At 44.2% G+C, this 16377-nt stretch carries 15 protein-coding genes; 8 read left to right on the top strand and 7 right to left on the bottom strand.

The window, feature by feature from the left end:
* Window positions 1-12 precede the first annotated feature (12 nt).
* From RH86_RS09550 to RH86_RS09520, 7 genes are all read left to right on the top strand, one after another.
* A complete protein-coding gene (locus RH86_RS09550) occupies window positions 13-2121 on the top strand; it encodes a TonB-dependent siderophore receptor (protein WP_009386002.1) in 2109 nt (702 codons plus the stop codon).
* Between the two features lie 219 nt (window positions 2122-2340).
* A complete protein-coding gene (locus RH86_RS09545; RefSeq protein ID WP_009386001.1) occupies window positions 2341-3102 on the top strand; it encodes a DUF3450 domain-containing protein in 762 nt (253 codons plus the stop codon).
* Window positions 3102-4463: a MotA/TolQ/ExbB proton channel family protein gene (locus RH86_RS09540; RefSeq protein WP_009386000.1), complete on the top strand. Its 1362-nt coding sequence runs from the start codon at window positions 3102-3104 to the stop codon at window positions 4461-4463. Before RH86_RS09545 ends, RH86_RS09540 begins: the two co-directional genes overlap by 1 nt.
* Entirely contained in the window at window positions 4463-5023 is a 561-nt protein-coding gene (locus RH86_RS09535) for a MotA/TolQ/ExbB proton channel family protein (RefSeq protein ID WP_009385999.1), read from the top strand. Before RH86_RS09540 ends, RH86_RS09535 begins: the two co-directional genes overlap by 1 nt.
* A complete protein-coding gene (locus RH86_RS09530) occupies window positions 5020-5424 on the top strand; it encodes an ExbD/TolR family protein (RefSeq protein WP_005599193.1) in 405 nt (134 codons plus the stop codon). The genes RH86_RS09535 and RH86_RS09530 overlap by 4 nt, the downstream gene beginning before the upstream one ends.
* Entirely contained in the window at window positions 5424-6044 is a 621-nt protein-coding gene (locus tag RH86_RS09525; protein ID WP_005599191.1) for an energy transducer TonB, read from the top strand. The genes RH86_RS09530 and RH86_RS09525 overlap by 1 nt, the downstream gene beginning before the upstream one ends.
* The gene (locus RH86_RS09520) at window positions 6041-7240 is read left to right on the top strand and encodes a tetratricopeptide repeat protein (RefSeq protein ID WP_009385998.1); all 1200 of its coding nucleotides are present in this window, start codon (window positions 6041-6043) and stop codon (window positions 7238-7240) included. The genes RH86_RS09525 and RH86_RS09520 overlap by 4 nt, the downstream gene beginning before the upstream one ends.
* A gap of 88 nt (window positions 7241-7328) precedes the next feature.
* On the opposite strand, the gene RH86_RS09515 is transcribed toward RH86_RS09520, so the two are convergent.
* The 4 genes from RH86_RS09515 to RH86_RS09500 all read right to left on the bottom strand — a co-directional run bounded on the left by RH86_RS09515 (window position 7329) and on the right by RH86_RS09500 (window position 10700).
* The gene (locus tag RH86_RS09515; protein WP_086026442.1) at window positions 7329-8207 is read right to left on the bottom strand and encodes an amino acid ABC transporter permease; all 879 of its coding nucleotides are present in this window, start codon (window positions 8205-8207) and stop codon (window positions 7329-7331) included.
* A 126-nt stretch (window positions 8208-8333) separates the two neighbouring features.
* Window positions 8334-9161, bottom strand: a complete 828-nt coding sequence (locus RH86_RS09510) for a transporter substrate-binding domain-containing protein (RefSeq protein WP_009385996.1) — start codon at window positions 9159-9161, stop codon at window positions 8334-8336.
* Between the two features lie 9 nt (window positions 9162-9170).
* Window positions 9171-9968 (bottom strand): amino acid ABC transporter permease, encoded by a 798-nt coding sequence (locus RH86_RS09505; RefSeq protein ID WP_009385995.1) that lies wholly within the window; start codon window positions 9966-9968, stop codon window positions 9171-9173.
* Window positions 9969-10700 carry an amino acid ABC transporter ATP-binding protein gene (locus RH86_RS09500; RefSeq protein WP_009385994.1) on the bottom strand — a complete coding sequence of 244 codons (732 nt, stop codon included), beginning with the start codon at window positions 10698-10700 and terminating at the stop codon, window positions 9969-9971.
* A gap of 245 nt (window positions 10701-10945) precedes the next feature.
* Between RH86_RS09500 and RH86_RS09495 the strand changes: the two genes are divergently transcribed.
* The gene (locus RH86_RS09495; RefSeq protein WP_009385993.1) at window positions 10946-11602 is read left to right on the top strand and encodes a DUF2726 domain-containing protein; all 657 of its coding nucleotides are present in this window, start codon (window positions 10946-10948) and stop codon (window positions 11600-11602) included.
* Window positions 11603-11648: 46 nt separating this feature from the next.
* Here RH86_RS09495 and RH86_RS09490 read toward each other — a convergent pair whose 3' ends face one another.
* The 3 genes from RH86_RS09490 to RH86_RS09480 form a co-directional block, all read right to left on the bottom strand.
* Complete coding sequence (locus tag RH86_RS09490) at window positions 11649-12689, bottom strand: GGDEF domain-containing protein (RefSeq protein ID WP_009385992.1); 1041 nt, start codon at window positions 12687-12689, stop codon at window positions 11649-11651.
* Window positions 12690-12917: 228 nt separating this feature from the next.
* Window positions 12918-14225: a flippase gene (locus RH86_RS09485; protein ID WP_009385991.1), complete on the bottom strand. Its 1308-nt coding sequence runs from the start codon at window positions 14223-14225 to the stop codon at window positions 12918-12920.
* Window positions 14226-14479: 254 nt separating this feature from the next.
* Window positions 14480-16377: EAL domain-containing protein (locus RH86_RS09480; protein WP_009385990.1), on the bottom strand; the 1898-nt coding region annotated here is incomplete at its 5' end.

Genomic DNA, 16377 nt, shown 5'->3' with positions numbered 1-16377 from the left:
AGGGAAATAAAAATGAATTTCAAAGTAACATCCATTTGTAGCGCTGTATTATTCGCGCTAAATACCCCCGTTGTTTTAGCACAAGAGAGCAACACACCCGTTGACGAAACGATTGTCGTTCATGCTCAAAGCTTTAACGATTACAAAGTGGATAGTGCAACGGGAGCAATGCGTACGGATACCAGCATGCTTGATACTGCGCAATCCATTAATGTTATCCCTGAGATTGTTCTTGATGAGCAATTGGCGACAACCTTAGGTGAAGCGCTACAAAACGATGCGAGTGTGAGTGCGGGTACACAAAAATGGAACCGTGAAGTGTTTTATCTTCGTGGCTTTGAACTTTCTTCAAGCAATGGCTATTTAAGAAATGGTCATTCTCTGTTTACTCATTACATGTTGCCGATAGAAACACTTGAAAGTATTGAAGTGATCAAAGGCCCATCAAGTTTGCTTTATGGCCGTGCAGCTCCAGGCGGTTTGATCAATATGGTCTCGAAGAAACCGACGGAAGCTCCACGAGTTAATATTGGTACAAATTTTGACGACTTAGGCAGTACTCACCATCATATTGATGCGTCAGGCAAGCTCAACGAGTCAGGCTCACTTCGCGGTCGCACAGTGTTAGTAAAACAAGACTCTGTTGAAAGCCGTAAATACGCAACGGGTGATGAACGCGAACGTGATCGCTTCCTCGGCTACGGTGTGATTGAAGCCGATCTTTCAGACTGGGGTTTACTGTCGTTTAACTACGAAAAAACCAGTGACAGAGCGCCTCTGGATACCGGCACTTGGTTAGACCTAAATGGTAACGTTATTGGTAGTCGTGACATGATTCGTGATGCGAACTGGTCATTTATTGATAACGATGTTGAAAACTGGGGCGCAGATTTAGATGTCTACCTAAGCAGTCAATGGCGTGCAAACTTTAGCTTCAACTCGCAAGAAATGAAGCGTCACCGTTACGATTCTTCTCCGAAGCCGACAGATCAGACTCTGGTTGATGGTAGCTACACGTTGAGCCCATTTGACCGTCATGACACATGGAAAACCAAAGCGTTCCACGCTGATCTACACGGTGAATTTACTGCATTAGATGTGGACCACCAAGTATTGATGGGCATGAATGGTCAGTTCTATGATTATGCTCAGCTTCGAGTGAAAGGCAGCACTGTGGGTGTGAATGCTGGTGACAATCCAGCCAACCCAGGTCTTGATTACCATAACGATAACTCGACATATAAGAGTGATAACAACTATTACGGCTTCTATGTACAAGATTTGATCACTTTCAATGATCAATGGCAAGCGTTGATTGGTGGTCGTTACGACATGTACTTTGCCGATGGCACAACGAGTTCAGATCAAGTAGTGAAAGGGGCTAATGATAGTGAGTCATTCTCGCCAAAAGCGGGCATCATTTATCACCCAACATACAATGGTAGCATTTACGCGAACTACTCTGAGAGCTTTAACCCAGTAAGTAATGTGGTTAACGACGACAGAAGTATCACAGAGCGCAAGCCAGAAGAAAGCCGCCAATACGAAATGGGCACTAAATGGGAGTTGATGGACAGCCGTCTATTACTGACTGGTGCGGTGTTTGATATTGAAAAACGCAACATCAGTATTACTGAAGGCGGCATTACTACCCAAGATGGTATTCAACGCCATATCGGTGCAGAAATTGGCTCACAAGGTCAAATCTCGGATAACTGGTTTGTGATGGTTTCTGGTATGTATTTAGATGCGAACTACGATAAGCATGATAAGTACCAAGACAAAGCACCAGCGAACGTACCAGAATGGTCTGGTTCAGTATGGACTCGTTATTCAATGACAGAAGCGACCGCATTTAACTTCGGTTTGTTCTATCAAGGTGAACGTTGGGCTGATAATGCAAACACCGTTAAGCTAGACGGGTACACTCGTGTAGATACAGGTGCTTCGCACTCAATCAATAGTGATTACGTCAATTGGGATTTCAGATTCAATATCGAAAACCTATTTGATACCGATTACGTCGCTGGCACGGGTGGCAGTACAAGTGAGGGTGTTGTGACTGACGTCCATTATGGTAACGAACGTCGCTTTAAGTTCTCAGTAAATGCGACATTCTAAACCTCGTGTATTAAACGAAATGTAAATAAACACCGCTCGAGCTAGAGCGGTGTTTTCCGTTGTCTATCGTAAGCCTCAAATCAGAACGTGTTTAATGCTTACAACAGATTATGGCTACCCGTTGGCAAATATTAATGATAATATTTATCAAATAGAATTTGAAAATTTAAGCGTCAAGCCAATTTGCTTGATTGTTGATTTCTCGAACATTTTAAGACTATGAACTTATTTAAAACCAGTTTAGCGATTGTAATTTCTGCGGCAATTAGCCCAGTCTCAGCCTCAAGCCTCGATAGCGCGCAAGCGATCCAAAATAAAACTAACTCTGCCTCTGTTGCAAGCCAAAAGCGCATTGATAACAGCGCTGATACCACGCTTAGATTGCAAGCTGAGATTGAACAGCTTGAAGAAGAAGTCAAAAACTTAGAAGTGTATCAAAAGCACCTTTCAGCTTTGATTGTTAATCAAGAGCAAGAGATGGCGAACATCGATGCCCAAGTACAAGAAATTAAAGTGACGCGCCAAGGTGTTGTGCCTTTGATGTACCAAATGATAGAGGCATTACAACAACGTATTGAAGCCGATGCGCCAATCAAAAAACAACAACGTTTTGAGCGAATTGAGAAGCTACAAACTTTAATGACACGTGCTGATATTAGTGATGCAGAAAAATATCGTCGTATTTTGGAAGCGTACCAAATTGAAATGGATTACGGCACTAAGCTGGGTTTATACCAAGGGCAAATTACGTTAGCGGGTGAACAGCGTGAAGCGGATATTTTACACCTTGGTCGTATCGCTCTTATCGGCAGAAGCTTAAACGGTAATACATTCTGGGCGTGGGATAAGCAGGCTAATGATTGGGTGATCGTTGATAGTTCGGCAAAAGCTGATCTTGATAAAGCGTATGCAATGGCGGCGAAACAAACCGCGCCAAGCCTTATTACCATTCCAGTTTCACTGCTAGCGGAGACGAAATAATGAAACTTAAATTACTCGTTTCAGCTTGTGCATTGAGCGTGCTTTCTTTTACTACTTCTGCGAGTAGTGATTTTACCACCCAAGCGAAAGTGGAAAACAGCCAACAAGCTAAACATAACCAAAGCCGCGAATCAGGTTTTAAAGCGACAGAGAAAGAGCTGGCAGAGCTTAAAGCGAAGTTGGATGCTAAGCGCGATCAACTACAAACACAAAATGACAAATTAGCGGAAACGTTTGGCAAAAACGAGGATGCGTTAGCACGCCTTGAAGAACAGTTACGCCTTGAAACAGGCAGCCTTGGTGAAGTCTTTGGTGTCGTTCGCCAAAATGCAAAAGAGCTACAAACCGAGTTAAATCAATCAGTAACTGGTGTTGATGCACAATCTTATAATGCCCAAATTGAACAAATTATTGCGGCGACAAGCCTACCTTCGATGCCTCAATTGACGGCTTTGTGGAAAGCGTTAGATGAACAAGTCCAAGCGGGTGGCACGATTAGCTTTAGCCAAGTGAACTTTGTTGACGGTGAAGGTAAAACGAATCAAATCGATGTTGCTCGTCTAGGAGCGATTGGTTTGGTTGGTAACAACGGCTACTTGGCATGGAATGGTCAAAAAGCAGAAGCTAAAGCGTACTTAAAACAACCCGAAAAGGGCCCGACACTATCGTTGGTGAGTGATCTGCAAAACGGCGCGTTACAAAATGTCGTGGTTGACCCGTCGCGTGGCATTATGCTTGAGCAATTGGCTTTGGAACCAAGCCTGAAAGATCGTCTGCAAGCGGGTGGTGTGGTAGGTCAAATCATCCTTGGTCTGTTGGCTATTGGTGTGATCATTGCGGTATTCCGTGGTGTGAGTTTGGCTATGGCTCGTCAAAAAATTCGTGCGCAACTGAAAACGCCAAATGTACCGGGCAACAACCCATTAGGCCGAATTTTAGCGGTCTACAACAAAGAACAAAATCGTAGTGTTGAAGCACTTGAATTGCGTTTGCTTGAGGCTGTCGTTGATGAACAAGCGCAACTTGAAAAGGGCCTTTCAATGTTGAAACTGTTGGCTGCTTTGGCGCCAATGTTGGGCTTGTTAGGTACGGTAACGGGGATGATTGAGACTTTCCAAGTCATTACCCAGTTTGGTAACGGTGATCCTAAAGTCATGGCGGGTGGTATTTCAATGGCGCTTGTGACGACAGTGCTTGGCCTGATTGCCGCAATGCCTCTGTTACTGGCACACAATGTGTTGAGCTCACAAGCGGAAAGCATTCGTAATATTCTTGAAAAGCAAGGTATTGGTATTGTGGCTGAACAAGCAGAAAAAGCGTTGCCAAGCGCACCAGTACACACTGTAGAGAATGCTGCGTAATGGAACTGTTTTCAATCTCATGGTTGCCCAGTGGTATTCAAACCAGTGATTGGGTTATGTCGTTGCAAAGCTTTATGGAGCAGGGCGGTCAGGTTCTGTGGTGGTTAGGGCTGGTCGTATTGATATGCTGGGTTTTGATTGTAGAGCGAGTGATCTTTTTGCTTGTCCATTACCCCAAATTACGTCAAGACTGGCTCAATCAATGGCATCAACGCCAAGAGCAGAGTTCTTGGTATGCACATGCAATACGCGACAGTTGGATTGCACAAGCACATATGGCTTTGCATCAAAACCTTAATATGATCAAAGTGCTGGTGGCGATTTGCCCAATGTTAGGTTTGCTTGGCACTGTGACGGGTATGATTTCAGTGTTTGATGTCATGGCGACGCAAGGCAGCAGCAATCCAAAATTGATGGCGTCAGGTATTTCATTAGCAACGTTACCTACCATGGCGGGTATGGTTGCAGCGCTAGCGGGCATGTTTGTTCATGCTCGTTTGGCGAAAGCTTGTCAGCTTCGAAAAATTAAATTAGAAAAATCATTAAGGAGTCAGCGATGAGACTCGGTAGACGCCAACATAAACAAGAAGAGGCGCAAATCGACCTTACTTCGATGCTCGATATTGTCTTTATCATGTTGATCTTCTTTATTGTCACCAGCTCGTTTGTACGAGAGTCTGGTGTGGAAGTGAATCGACCTCAGGCTTCAAATGTAGTGAGCCAAAAAGACGCGGGCATTTTTGTCGCGATTACTTCAGCGAACGATATCTATATTGATAAACGAGTGGTGGATGTAGAGCGTGTGCAAGCAACGTTAGAGCATCTTTTACTCGATAAGCCTGACGCATCATTGGTGATCCAAGCCGATGAGCATGCTTATAGCGGTACGGTTGTTAAAGTGATGGATGCAGCGAAAGGCGCGGGCGTGAAAAATATCGCGCTAGCGGCGGAGAAAAAGTAGTGTTGCGTGTTCTTTTTGCTTTACCCATTGCAGGTGTGATTGCATTAGCGCTGTTTAGTTTTATGGCATGGATGGTCGATGGTGGTCATCGCCGTGCGCCTGAGCCTAGTGAAGCGCTGAGTTTTAATATGGTGATGGTTGAAAACGAACAAGACGTACAGCGCCGTCAGCGCAGTGTTCCTGAGCAGCCTAAAGCCCCGGAAGTTCCAGATCAGGCGCCTGTTTCACAGGCCAAGAATCAAGTGACCAATGTGTCACCAATGGCGATGCAACCGATGTTAGGGTTGAGCACCACTATAGATGGTTTAGCGATTAATGCGCCTACCTTTGGTGATTTTGGTGTCAATCAGCAAGCGATGCCGCTCTATCGTGTTGAGCCTCGTTATCCAGCGCGCGCGCTTAAACGCGGGGCTCAAGGTTATGTAGTGCTTAAATTCACCATTGATCCAACAGGGCGCCCACAGGATATCGAAGTGTTAGAAGCCAATCCTAAGCGTATGTTTGAGAAAGAAGCCATTCGTGCGCTGAAAAAATGGAAGTATCAGCCTAAGGTTGAAGACGGTAATGCGTTGGCACAACTAGGCCAAACTGTTCGATTGGAGTTTAAGTTAGCCAAATGATAGTACGTAAATTATTCTCGGCTGTGTTGGGCCTTATCGCGATTTCGACTGGTAGTAGTGTTGTCGGCGTGTCTATTGTCAATGCCGCTGAACTTAGCCAGTACACGGCCATTCGAGTGCAAAAAGCGAATCAGTTGGCGCAAGACGAGAAATTTGCTGAAGCGATTCAAGCTTTGCGAAAGATTGAAACGTCAAAAAGCTATGATCAAGCGTTCGTCGCTCGTATGCTCGGTGTGTTTTACTGGCAAGATGGTCAGACGCAACCAGCCATTAAGCAGCTCAAGCTGGCCGTCGAGAGCAAAAAACTTGAAGACGAGCAGGCTTGGGTAACTGAAAAAATGTTGGCGGATTTACTGCTCAGTGATCAACAGTTTAGTGCTTCATTACCTCATTACTATCAGTTAGCAAAGCAGGTTCCTGAGAGTCAGACAGAAGACCAAATTTGGTTGCGTATTGCGCAAGCTCATTACCAGATTGAACAGTGGAAAGCGGTTATCCCTGCGATTGACAAATATCGTCGTTTCCAAGTCAAAGATGAGCTGCAACCCCTGTCATTAAAGCTGGGGGCACAACTGCAACTGAAGCGCTGGAATGATGCGATCCCGACACTTGAAAAACTGGTTTCATTGCAACCGGACAAAGTGAATTGGTGGCGCCAACTCGTGAGTTTGCAGTTGCAGCAAGGCCAGAACAAACAAGCATTAAGTACGTTAGCGTTGGCGAAAGGTCAAGGCGTCGCATTGTCGCAACAAGACCGTGTTTTGCTTGCCCAACTGTACGCGCAAAGAGGTATTCCTGAGAGAGCGGCGATTGAATTGTCCCAGCTAGAAGAGGCGGCGACGGATCTTGACCTGATTGTTTCGCAAGCGAGTTACTGGCAACAAGCAAGAGAATGGCAGAAAGCGACCAAGCAATGGCAATTGGCAGCTAAACAAGCCGCGAAATACCATTGGAATGTTGCTCAGTTATTGGTGCAAGAAGGGCAATATCAGCAAGCATTAACGGTACTTGACCGTGTTCAGGGGCGTAAGGCGGATGTCGCTTTGGCTAAAACACGTGCTTACTACAAGTTAAATCAATTAGAGCAAGCTCTGATTCATGCTAAGCAAGCCGATAATATTGATCCGAGCAGTCAGTCAAAAAGTTGGATAAAATATCTTTCGCAATTACGCCGTGCGAATCAAACGGTATCGTAATTCGAATTAGAAAAGTGAAAGGGAGCTTCGGCTCCCTTTTTGTCATATCGAACTCGTCAATCTGTTGCTTTACGCTTGTCTGTAGGGCTTATTCGCCCGCGCGACTGCGATGCTCAACAAAGCGGAAAAACATCGATAAGCCAAAACAAATAAGAAAATAGACCAATCCGACAATCAGCCAGATCTCAAAAATATAGCCCGAAGAATTAGCTATTTCGGTGCCAACAAAGGTCATTTCTTGAATCGAAATGAGTGACACGATAGAAGTATCCTTGACTAAAGAAATGGTTTGTCCAGCCAGCGCAGGTGTAATCGATTTGAGCACTTGGGGTGCGATAACATATCGATATTTGGCCCAACGAGACATGCCAAGAGAATCGGCGGCTTCCCATTGGCCCTGATCAACGCCTTGCAAACCGGCACGTACTATCTCGCCAATATAAGCGGAAGAGAGTAAGCCAATACATAACACACCAGAGGCGAGGTTTTCCCATAGATTGGCAGGGCCAAAGAAAAACTGCTGTAAAGGATTAAGTTCATCTGAATAGTTACGTAGTAGGTTTTCCAACCCCAATAATGGGATAAGTTGATTAGAGATAAAAAAGTAGAATATGAAGACAAAAACCAGCGGTGGGATATTACGTACCAGCTGGATAAAAGCATTCGCTGGCACATTAAGCCATGTGGATGGTGAAAACTTAGCTAAACCTAACCCAACGCCGACCACGACCGCCAAAACAATCCCCCATAAACTCAGGCGCAACGTCGCGAATAAACCCTGAAAGAAATAGGGTAAGCTGCCGTCTGCTCGCGGAGTAAACAGTAAATCCAGTGCTTCATGCCAGTGCCAAATGTAATTAACCCCAACGGTAGAGCGATGATATAACCAAGCAAACAGTGCAAAGCAGAGTGCCAGCAATACCCAATCCAATGGCTTAAAGTGCCAAGGCGATATGGCGTTAGGGATTTTGGTGGATAAGGTTTTGGATGGAAGGGGTTTGCTCACTCATATACTCCAAGCTGAGATTGCCAATTGAACGCGATGTTCAATTGGCGTTGTTTTCCCGTGTTCGTTGCCTTTAACGGCAATGATTTATTGTCCTTGGGCAATTTGATCTTGCCAATCTAAGGTTGAGAACCAATATTCATAACGCTCTTTTAACCAACCATCTTGCGTACGTTGCTCAATCCATTGGTCGAAAAAGGCTTGTTTGTCATCTTCGCCTAAACGTACTGCAAAGGCTTCATTGCCTTGAGATAAGCGTTCGCTAAACGGTAAGAACAGTTTGTCAGCATGCTTAATTGTTTCATGTTCTGGTTTTGGGCTCGAAGCAATCACTGCATGCGCATTACCATTAAGCACTTCTTGGAAGGCTTGAGAGTCGTCATCAAACTGAAGGATTTTCGCTTTAGGAAACGTTTCGCGAGCCACTTGTACCGTGTAAGCACCGCGACGGGCGGCAATTTTTACTCGACGAGAGTCAAAATCTTCAAGTTTAGTAAAGCCTTCCGCGAGTTCTTTATTGGCCGCAACTTGTACCCCTGAGTGCGAATAAGGCGTTGTGAACAAGACACTTTTAGATCGTTCAGGTGTCACAGACATGCCACCAATGATGACATCAAATTTTTTGGCTAACAAAGCGGGAATAATACCGTCCCAAGCGGTAGGTACAAACTCGACCTTCCAGCCAGAATCTGCCGCAAGTCGTTTAGCAACATCAATCTCGAAACCGATCAGTTCACCTTGCTTATTGCGCATAGCCCAAGGGACAAAGGTCGACATACCGACGCGTAGTGTACCGCGATCATTGATGGCTTCCAGGTTAGAGGCCGCATTCGCTTGCTCTTGTGCGTTCACTAGCGAAGGGATCGCGATGGCTACCCCTAATAACGCTGTGATGGTTGCTTTGAATAACTTCATGTTATCTCCTTATATTTTACGCCAACTGGCTCCTAGTCTGCTTTCTAGCCATGCGGATAAGCCAGAAAGTGACAATGTTAAAGCAAGATAGATGGCCGCGACTGAAAACCAAATTTCAAATGGCATCGCGGTTTCAGAAACGATATTTCTCGCTTCGGTAGTCAAATCGAAAATCGCCATCACACTGACAATGGAAGAGTTTTTAATCAGTGAAACGACTTCATTGGTTAGTGGAGGTAAGGTTCTTTGTAGTACCTGCGGTAATATCACATCTTTGTAGCTATTTAGAGGCGAGAGACCGAGGGTTTTTGCTGCTTCAAATTGTCCTCGAGGGATACCATTGAGTCCTGCTCGGAGGATCTCTGCCGTATAAGCCCCTTGAAATAGTGATAACGCTAAGACAGCGGTACTGAAACGGTCTAAGCCGATGACAGGGCCGAAAACAAAGTAAAGTAGGTAAATTTGTACTAGCAGTGGTGTGTTGCGAATCAGCTCAACATAAGTGGTGGCGATCGCCCGGCCAATAATGGAATCACTCAGGCGCAATAAGGCAGTCGCCAGTCCAATCAATAGAGTAAAGCATAAGCTTATCGCTGATATTTTCATGGTGACGACTAAACCGTCAATTAATTCTGCCGGCCACCATTCACCATCTTCATAGAAGATGATGTAGTCAGGCACTCGATGCCATTGCCATTGATAGCCCATCGCCTGTGCGCCTGAATCAAGCAACCAGACAAGAGCCAAAACAATCAATACCATTTGCACCATGGCTTGTAAGACGGGTTTAACGATTCGTCCGATCATTTAGTAGCTTAAAATTTGGTTTAAGAAGGCTTTGGTACGTGGGTGCTGTGGGTTTTCAAACAGAGCAACGGGTGAATTCATTTCAACGATTTCCCCTTCATCCATGAAGACCACTCGATTGGCCACTTTCTTAGCGAAGCCCATTTCATGGGTCACACAGATCATCGTCATACCACTTTGTGCCAGTTCCACCATCACATCCAGCACCTCGTTAATCATCTCTGGATCGAGTGCAGAAGTGGGTTCGTCAAACAACAATAAATCGGGCTCCATACATAATGAACGAGCAATCGCGACACGTTGCTGTTGTCCCCCAGACAGTTGAACGGGGTATTTGTTAGCTTGTTCCTCGATGTTGACTCGTTTGAGATATTTTAGCGCGCGCTGCTCGGCTTCTTGTTTTGATAGCTTCAGGGTTCGGATGGGCGCAAGGGTTAAATTTTCTAACACAGTAAGGTGGGGAAATAGGTGGAAATGTTGGAAAACCATCCCGATTTTACCGGGTTTAATGGCCTTACTTGCGGTTTGCTCGCCAAATACTTGGATTTTGCCTTGCTGAAACTGCTCTAAGTTATTGATACAGCGAATTAGGGTAGACTTTCCAGAGCCAGAAGGGCCACAAATGACGACAATTTCTCCAGGTGCAACCGTGAAATTAATATCTTTTAGTGCTTGGAACTCGCCGAACCACTTATTAACGTTGCTAAATTCAATGATGGGTGTCTGGGTCATCAAGGTCACATATTTTACTTGTTATTGTTTTTAAACAATAACAAGTAATTAACGAATTTGCACTGGATAATCGAGAGAAAACGTCCGTGTCAGGCGATTTGTTGTCAGGTTGTACATTTCCTATCCAATGAGTGTGATCGTCGCCACACCATTAATTTTCTCGTGGTGATTAAACCATTTTGGCTGAGCTGAATTAAGGTTAGAATTAAATATCAAATCAATTTATTTGGAGCTTGGCTCGCGCAATGGAATATGTTGCTGTTATTGTCCTAAGTTTTGTCGCTTTCTATCTTCTCGTCCAGAAACGTTATTTGAACACCAATGAGTTAAAAGACAGTACGTATAAAAAAAATGGACCACTACTCAACGGCAAAGAGTCTGCATTTTATACTGCTCTTATTTCTGCCGTTGGTCAGCATGGTGTCGTGATGTCTAAAGTCGCGATGTCGAAAGTGGTTGCGCCCAAAGCTACCGACAAGAAGAGTTGGTTTATTGCTAACAACCGTATTGCCAAGAGCTATTTTGATTATGTCGTCTGTGATCCTCGTAGTTTAGAGGTGCGTGTAGCGATTGAACTTGATGATGGCAGTGCCTTGAGTAAGGGTAAGGCAGAGCGTCAAAAACTCTTAATGCATGTGTGTAAATCAGCGGGCATTCCGTTGATTGGTACCAGCGTCAAACACAGTTATCAAGTGGGCAGGTTACGTCGCTTGTTGGCGGCGCATATTGATTTAATTGAACCCGATAAAGAAGTGCGTTTTTGTAAACGTTGCGGCAGTCCAATGGTTATCAAAACGGCCGCGCAAGGTGATTTTAAAGGCCGTCGCTTTTTTACCTGCAGTCGCCAGCCTCATTGTACCTATACCGAAAACTACAATGTGGTGTTTGAAGACCTAGATTAAATTGAACACGGTTCTGGCTTGGTGTTGGAACGGGAAGAGTAAGCCATTATGACTCAGCAATGGCTTGCTCATTGTTTTGGTATGCCATCACCTGATTGCGTCCATTTTTCTTCGCTTTATATAGTTCCATATCTGCAATATGTAGCACTTTTTCCAGGCTATTAAACGGATCGCATTGATAAACGCCAATACTGGCGGTCAAAGTAATCGGCTTCTCTGCAGAGAAGAAATGATAGTCTTCAATTGCCTTTCTGATTCGCTCTGCCTTGTATAGCGCTTCTTTGTTCGACGTATTACGCAGAGCGACACAAAACTCTTCACCACCAATACGATAGACGGGATTTTCGTCACTGTGTTTATCAATTAATGCCGCGGCTTGTATCAACACTTTGTCGCCAACATCATGGCCATATTGGTCATTAACTTGTTTAAAAAAATCCAGGTCGAGGATCAGTAATGCCATTGGTTGTTGGATGTTGTTATGGCGGTAGCGTTCAAAGTTATGCACTAAAGCGTGACGATTATAAACTCCCGTTAATGAATCACGTGAGGCGAGTTGCTGTAATGAACTATCAGAGCGAGCGCGTTTTACTTCAAGAATGTGTGAAACTACCCAAATACACAGATAGCACAGTATGAAATTGACCAAAATGTATGGATGAAAAACACCATGATATTGGAGCATCTTGAATACCGCTGCAGACAAAACAAGTACGATGCCAATAGTCGTGGCTATCACGCCTTTCTTTGTACCCAACAGTAGATAGAACATCAAGGGAAAGAGTGACGCCCAAATTAACATGCCGTGATGGATAGAGTGGAGAGCAACGCCAAGTGCTATCGCACCAATCAGGGCATAGGCGTATATCTCAACCACTAATTGGCGACAATGGTTGTAATAGGTTTGGAAACAAACGTAGCCAGAGAACAACGCAAATATAATGTCATAGCCCCACATGAGTTGGAGTGAGCCTAAGGTGATGTTAAGATAGGCGATAACAATCGCAGCGAACGATAAGAGTAAGCTCAGCCAGAAAAGAACTGCACGGCGGATCTGCTGCGAAGGATTAAATATATCCGCTTCCATTGTCTGCTTCCTTAGCCAACATATGCGGCTGATTTAATTGCAACGACAATGGTATTCATTTACTGATTTGAAGCAAGCTAAGTTTTGAACCAAGATCACACTTTTGATGTTGCGTATGCAACTGACAACGTAGAGCGATCTTTCAATCCAATCTAGTGAGTGATTTAGCGAGCAAAATCGTCGTCATAATCAAAAGGTATTCGGAGCTAATCCATGGATAAGTGAGTTTCACGAGTGGGTGTCGACCGCTAATTTTTTAGTATGAGAAAAACTGATCCAAGTTTTTAGTCTGGTTAAGGTCCAAACTTCATGGGTCATCAATAGATTGCAAATTATCAGACTTGCGGCAATCGCGATGGCAGCACCGATCTCTTGGTAGAGAGGGACAAGGCTAAAGAGCAGTACAAGGTTGATGATTAATGTAATGATTAGTGAACGAACGGTTTTGCCTTCGTTATGAGTCATATTTAAGACTAAACCAACTGGGCCAAGCTGCATGCTGATGAAATGGCCAACGCAAAGAATAATCAACGCAGGGTAGGCATCGAGGTATTCTGACCCAAATAACCACTCTATGAGTACATCACCAGCAAAAACTAAGACTAAGAAAATAGGCAGTGAGACAAGAACCGTTAGTCTTACTGCACGGCTAAGCAGCGCCTGTGCGTTTTCCATATCGCCACTTTTGTATAAGCGAGCGATGTTAGGCATCAACACGGTACTAATCGATGAGAGCACGATGGTGATTAATGTGACGGCTTGCATCCCAACACGAAAATAGGCGACGGATTCTAAATCGCCCAGCCACCCAAGTAAGACAATAGCCAGTTCAGCGTTTAGGGTAACGACAAAAGTAATCAATGCAAAGGGAACTAAAGAGCGCAACCAAGATTTGGTTAGGTAGTCAGGGCGTGCAGGTTCACTGTATTTTTTAATTACGTAGCGGACCAACAGATAGCTCAATGTGCAAGTGAGTAGCGAGGCGAAGATGGTTATCGTGACCAATGTCATCGAGGACAAAGGTTTGTTGAAGAAAACGTAGTACAGAAGGACAGCAAGAGTAAAAAAGGGCGCGAGCAACTTGGAGGGCAGTTGTGCCAAAATGGGTTTTTGAAAACCATTGAGAACCGCATCTTGTTGGCTAGCAATACCGCGTAGAGGAATCGCCCACATGGCAATTACAATGAGTGCTGCAACGTGTGGCTGAAAATAATCGAAATAAACTAAGCTCGACATGACCGCTAAAATAACCGCGGAGATTGATAAAACATATCCACGCGACCACCAAAAAATGCCATTCAGTTGCGGCCAATTTTTCTCTAAATGAAAATTGGCGACTTCGCGAACCATTAAGTTGGGTATACCAGCTAAAACAGGCAAGGCGGCAACGGTAATAATAGAGAATACGTAGGTGTATAATCCGTATTGTTCAGCACCAAGAAAACGGGCAAAAATAACCCCGGAAATGACAGATAAACCACGACTGAGCAATTGAAGGCTTGCGGTTCCAAAAAACAATTTAGCGAAAGAACTCATAATATAAAACTTAACATCCTTGTTTCACGTCTGTAGTGTCTATCTATTTTGCTCATGTGGCTTATTGTGGTGAGCACGAGTGTTACGCGTACAAGGACTATAATTTTTCATCTGTACGGCTATTTCAAATGACATAAATTCATTGAGAGCCAATTCTACACTGTTCGCTTGTCTGATAAATGAGACGAAATTTAATTGTTTTATATTGGTAGCTTGAGCTTCATACCGGCGAATGTTCAATGCATGTCGTGTTTCTATTCGGTATACAAGGTGGCTTGAGTCATGGTTACTAATTGCTCCAGAGGCAACGGCTTAGAATAGAAGTACCCTTGAATTGTGGTGCAGCCAAGTTGTTGTAACAGTGTTTGTTGCGCGAGGGTTTCTACCCCTTCAGCTACAATGTTGATTTCATTTGATCGAGCTATTGCGATGATGGTTTTGACGATGTTGAGGCTAGATTGATCGTCGATCATTTTAATGATGAATGAACGGTCGATCTTAATCTCGGTGATTGACAGGGCATTGAGATAACTGAGAGAAGAAAAGCCTGTGCCAAAGTCATCAAGTGCAATGCTAAATCCTTTTTGTTGCAAAGCACTTAGGGTCGGTTGAACGGCTTGCAGATCTTCGATAAAGACATTTTCCGTCAACTCTAACACCATCAGATGATTGCTAACCTGGTAGCGTTCAGTCGTCGCTAAAACCAAATCAACAAATCCCGGATGAAGAAGCTGCTTAGGTGAAACATTCACAGAGACAGTAATAGGTCTTTCTGCGTGCAGATTAAGTTGTTTCGCATCACGACACGCTCTATCAAGTACAAATGCGCCCAGTTCAATAATGGCGTCATTCTTTTCTGCAATATCAATGAAAACCAGAGGTGAGATAGGGCCAAGAGTAGGGCTGTACCAACGACATAGTGCTTCAGCACCGATAATCTTTCCACTACGAGAGTCAACTTGAGGTTGGTAATGAACGTCTAACTCCCCACGTTTTAGCGCCGAGTGAAATTCATCTTCAAGCAAGAAGTGATTTTGCAGTTCAGCCCTTATTTTCTCATCAAAGAAGGTGATTTTGCCTTTGCCTTGTTTTTTAGAACGAGTCAGAACAATATCGGCTTTGGATAAAAGATCTCGTGGCTGATCACCATCATTTGGGTATAGAGAAACACCAATGGACGCACTTAACTCGAGTGCGATGCCGTGTATAACAAATGGTGAGATTAACGTTTGTTGAATGTCTTGGGCGAAAGCTAGGGCTTGCGCTTGGTCATTGAGCGTTGGAATGCTGAATACAAACTCATCGCCACCAAATCGGGCGACGGTACCATTATTACCGGCGAGTTGAGCGAAACGCTTTGCTGTTTGAACAAGCAGTTCATCACCCACTTCATGACCATATTTATCATTGACGCGTTTGAAGTTGTCGAGGTCGACAAACATCACCGCTAACATTTTGCCTTGCAAACGACTAAAGGCGATGCCTCGCTGAGTGTTCCGTTCTAGTAATACTCGATTAGGAAGGTGTGTGAGCACATCGTGTTGGGCTTGATGGCGCAACTGCTCTTTACCCTGCGCGAGCTTGGCAAAATCTTTTTCAATTCTGCGCTGAAATTGGTTGAAACGTCGGCCTAAATAATTACTTAACAACATCGACATTAAAATGAGAACAAGGGCGAGGGTTAAGCAAAGTAGTAGTACTTTGATCTGTTCGTTTTCATTTTGTTCGCGCATTTGGCTGAGTTGGTCTGCAATGCTGAGATGAATGTCTTCAATATAAACGCCAGTACCAATCAACCATTGCCATTCGTGGTCATATTGTACATAGCTTACTTTTTCCATCTCCAATTGGCCGCTAGGGTGGTAAGGCGCTTTATACTCAAGATAACCTTGATTTGTATTGCTTGATTGCAAAAGGCTGTGCGCTTGTTCAGCGACGCTTTTGAGATGAGTTCCGATCAAATTATCGTTCTTGTGTGCGAGCACTTTTCCTTGTTTATTAAGCACAAACAAATAACCGTCGCTATCGAACCGGTAATTGGAAATAGAATCCAATAGTTTCTCTTTTACTTGAGATTCAGCATCTTGCAAATATTCCCCTGAAGCAATCACCCAGCCGTAGGGTTCAAATAGGCGTCCATAACCAATTTTTT

Source organism: Vibrio sp. N418 (assembly GCF_000222565.1).
Lineage (GTDB): Bacteria > Pseudomonadota > Gammaproteobacteria > Enterobacterales > Vibrionaceae > Vibrio > Vibrio scophthalmi.
Note: the sequence above shows the minus strand (reverse complement) of the source record. Positions and strands in the feature narration are given on the sequence as shown.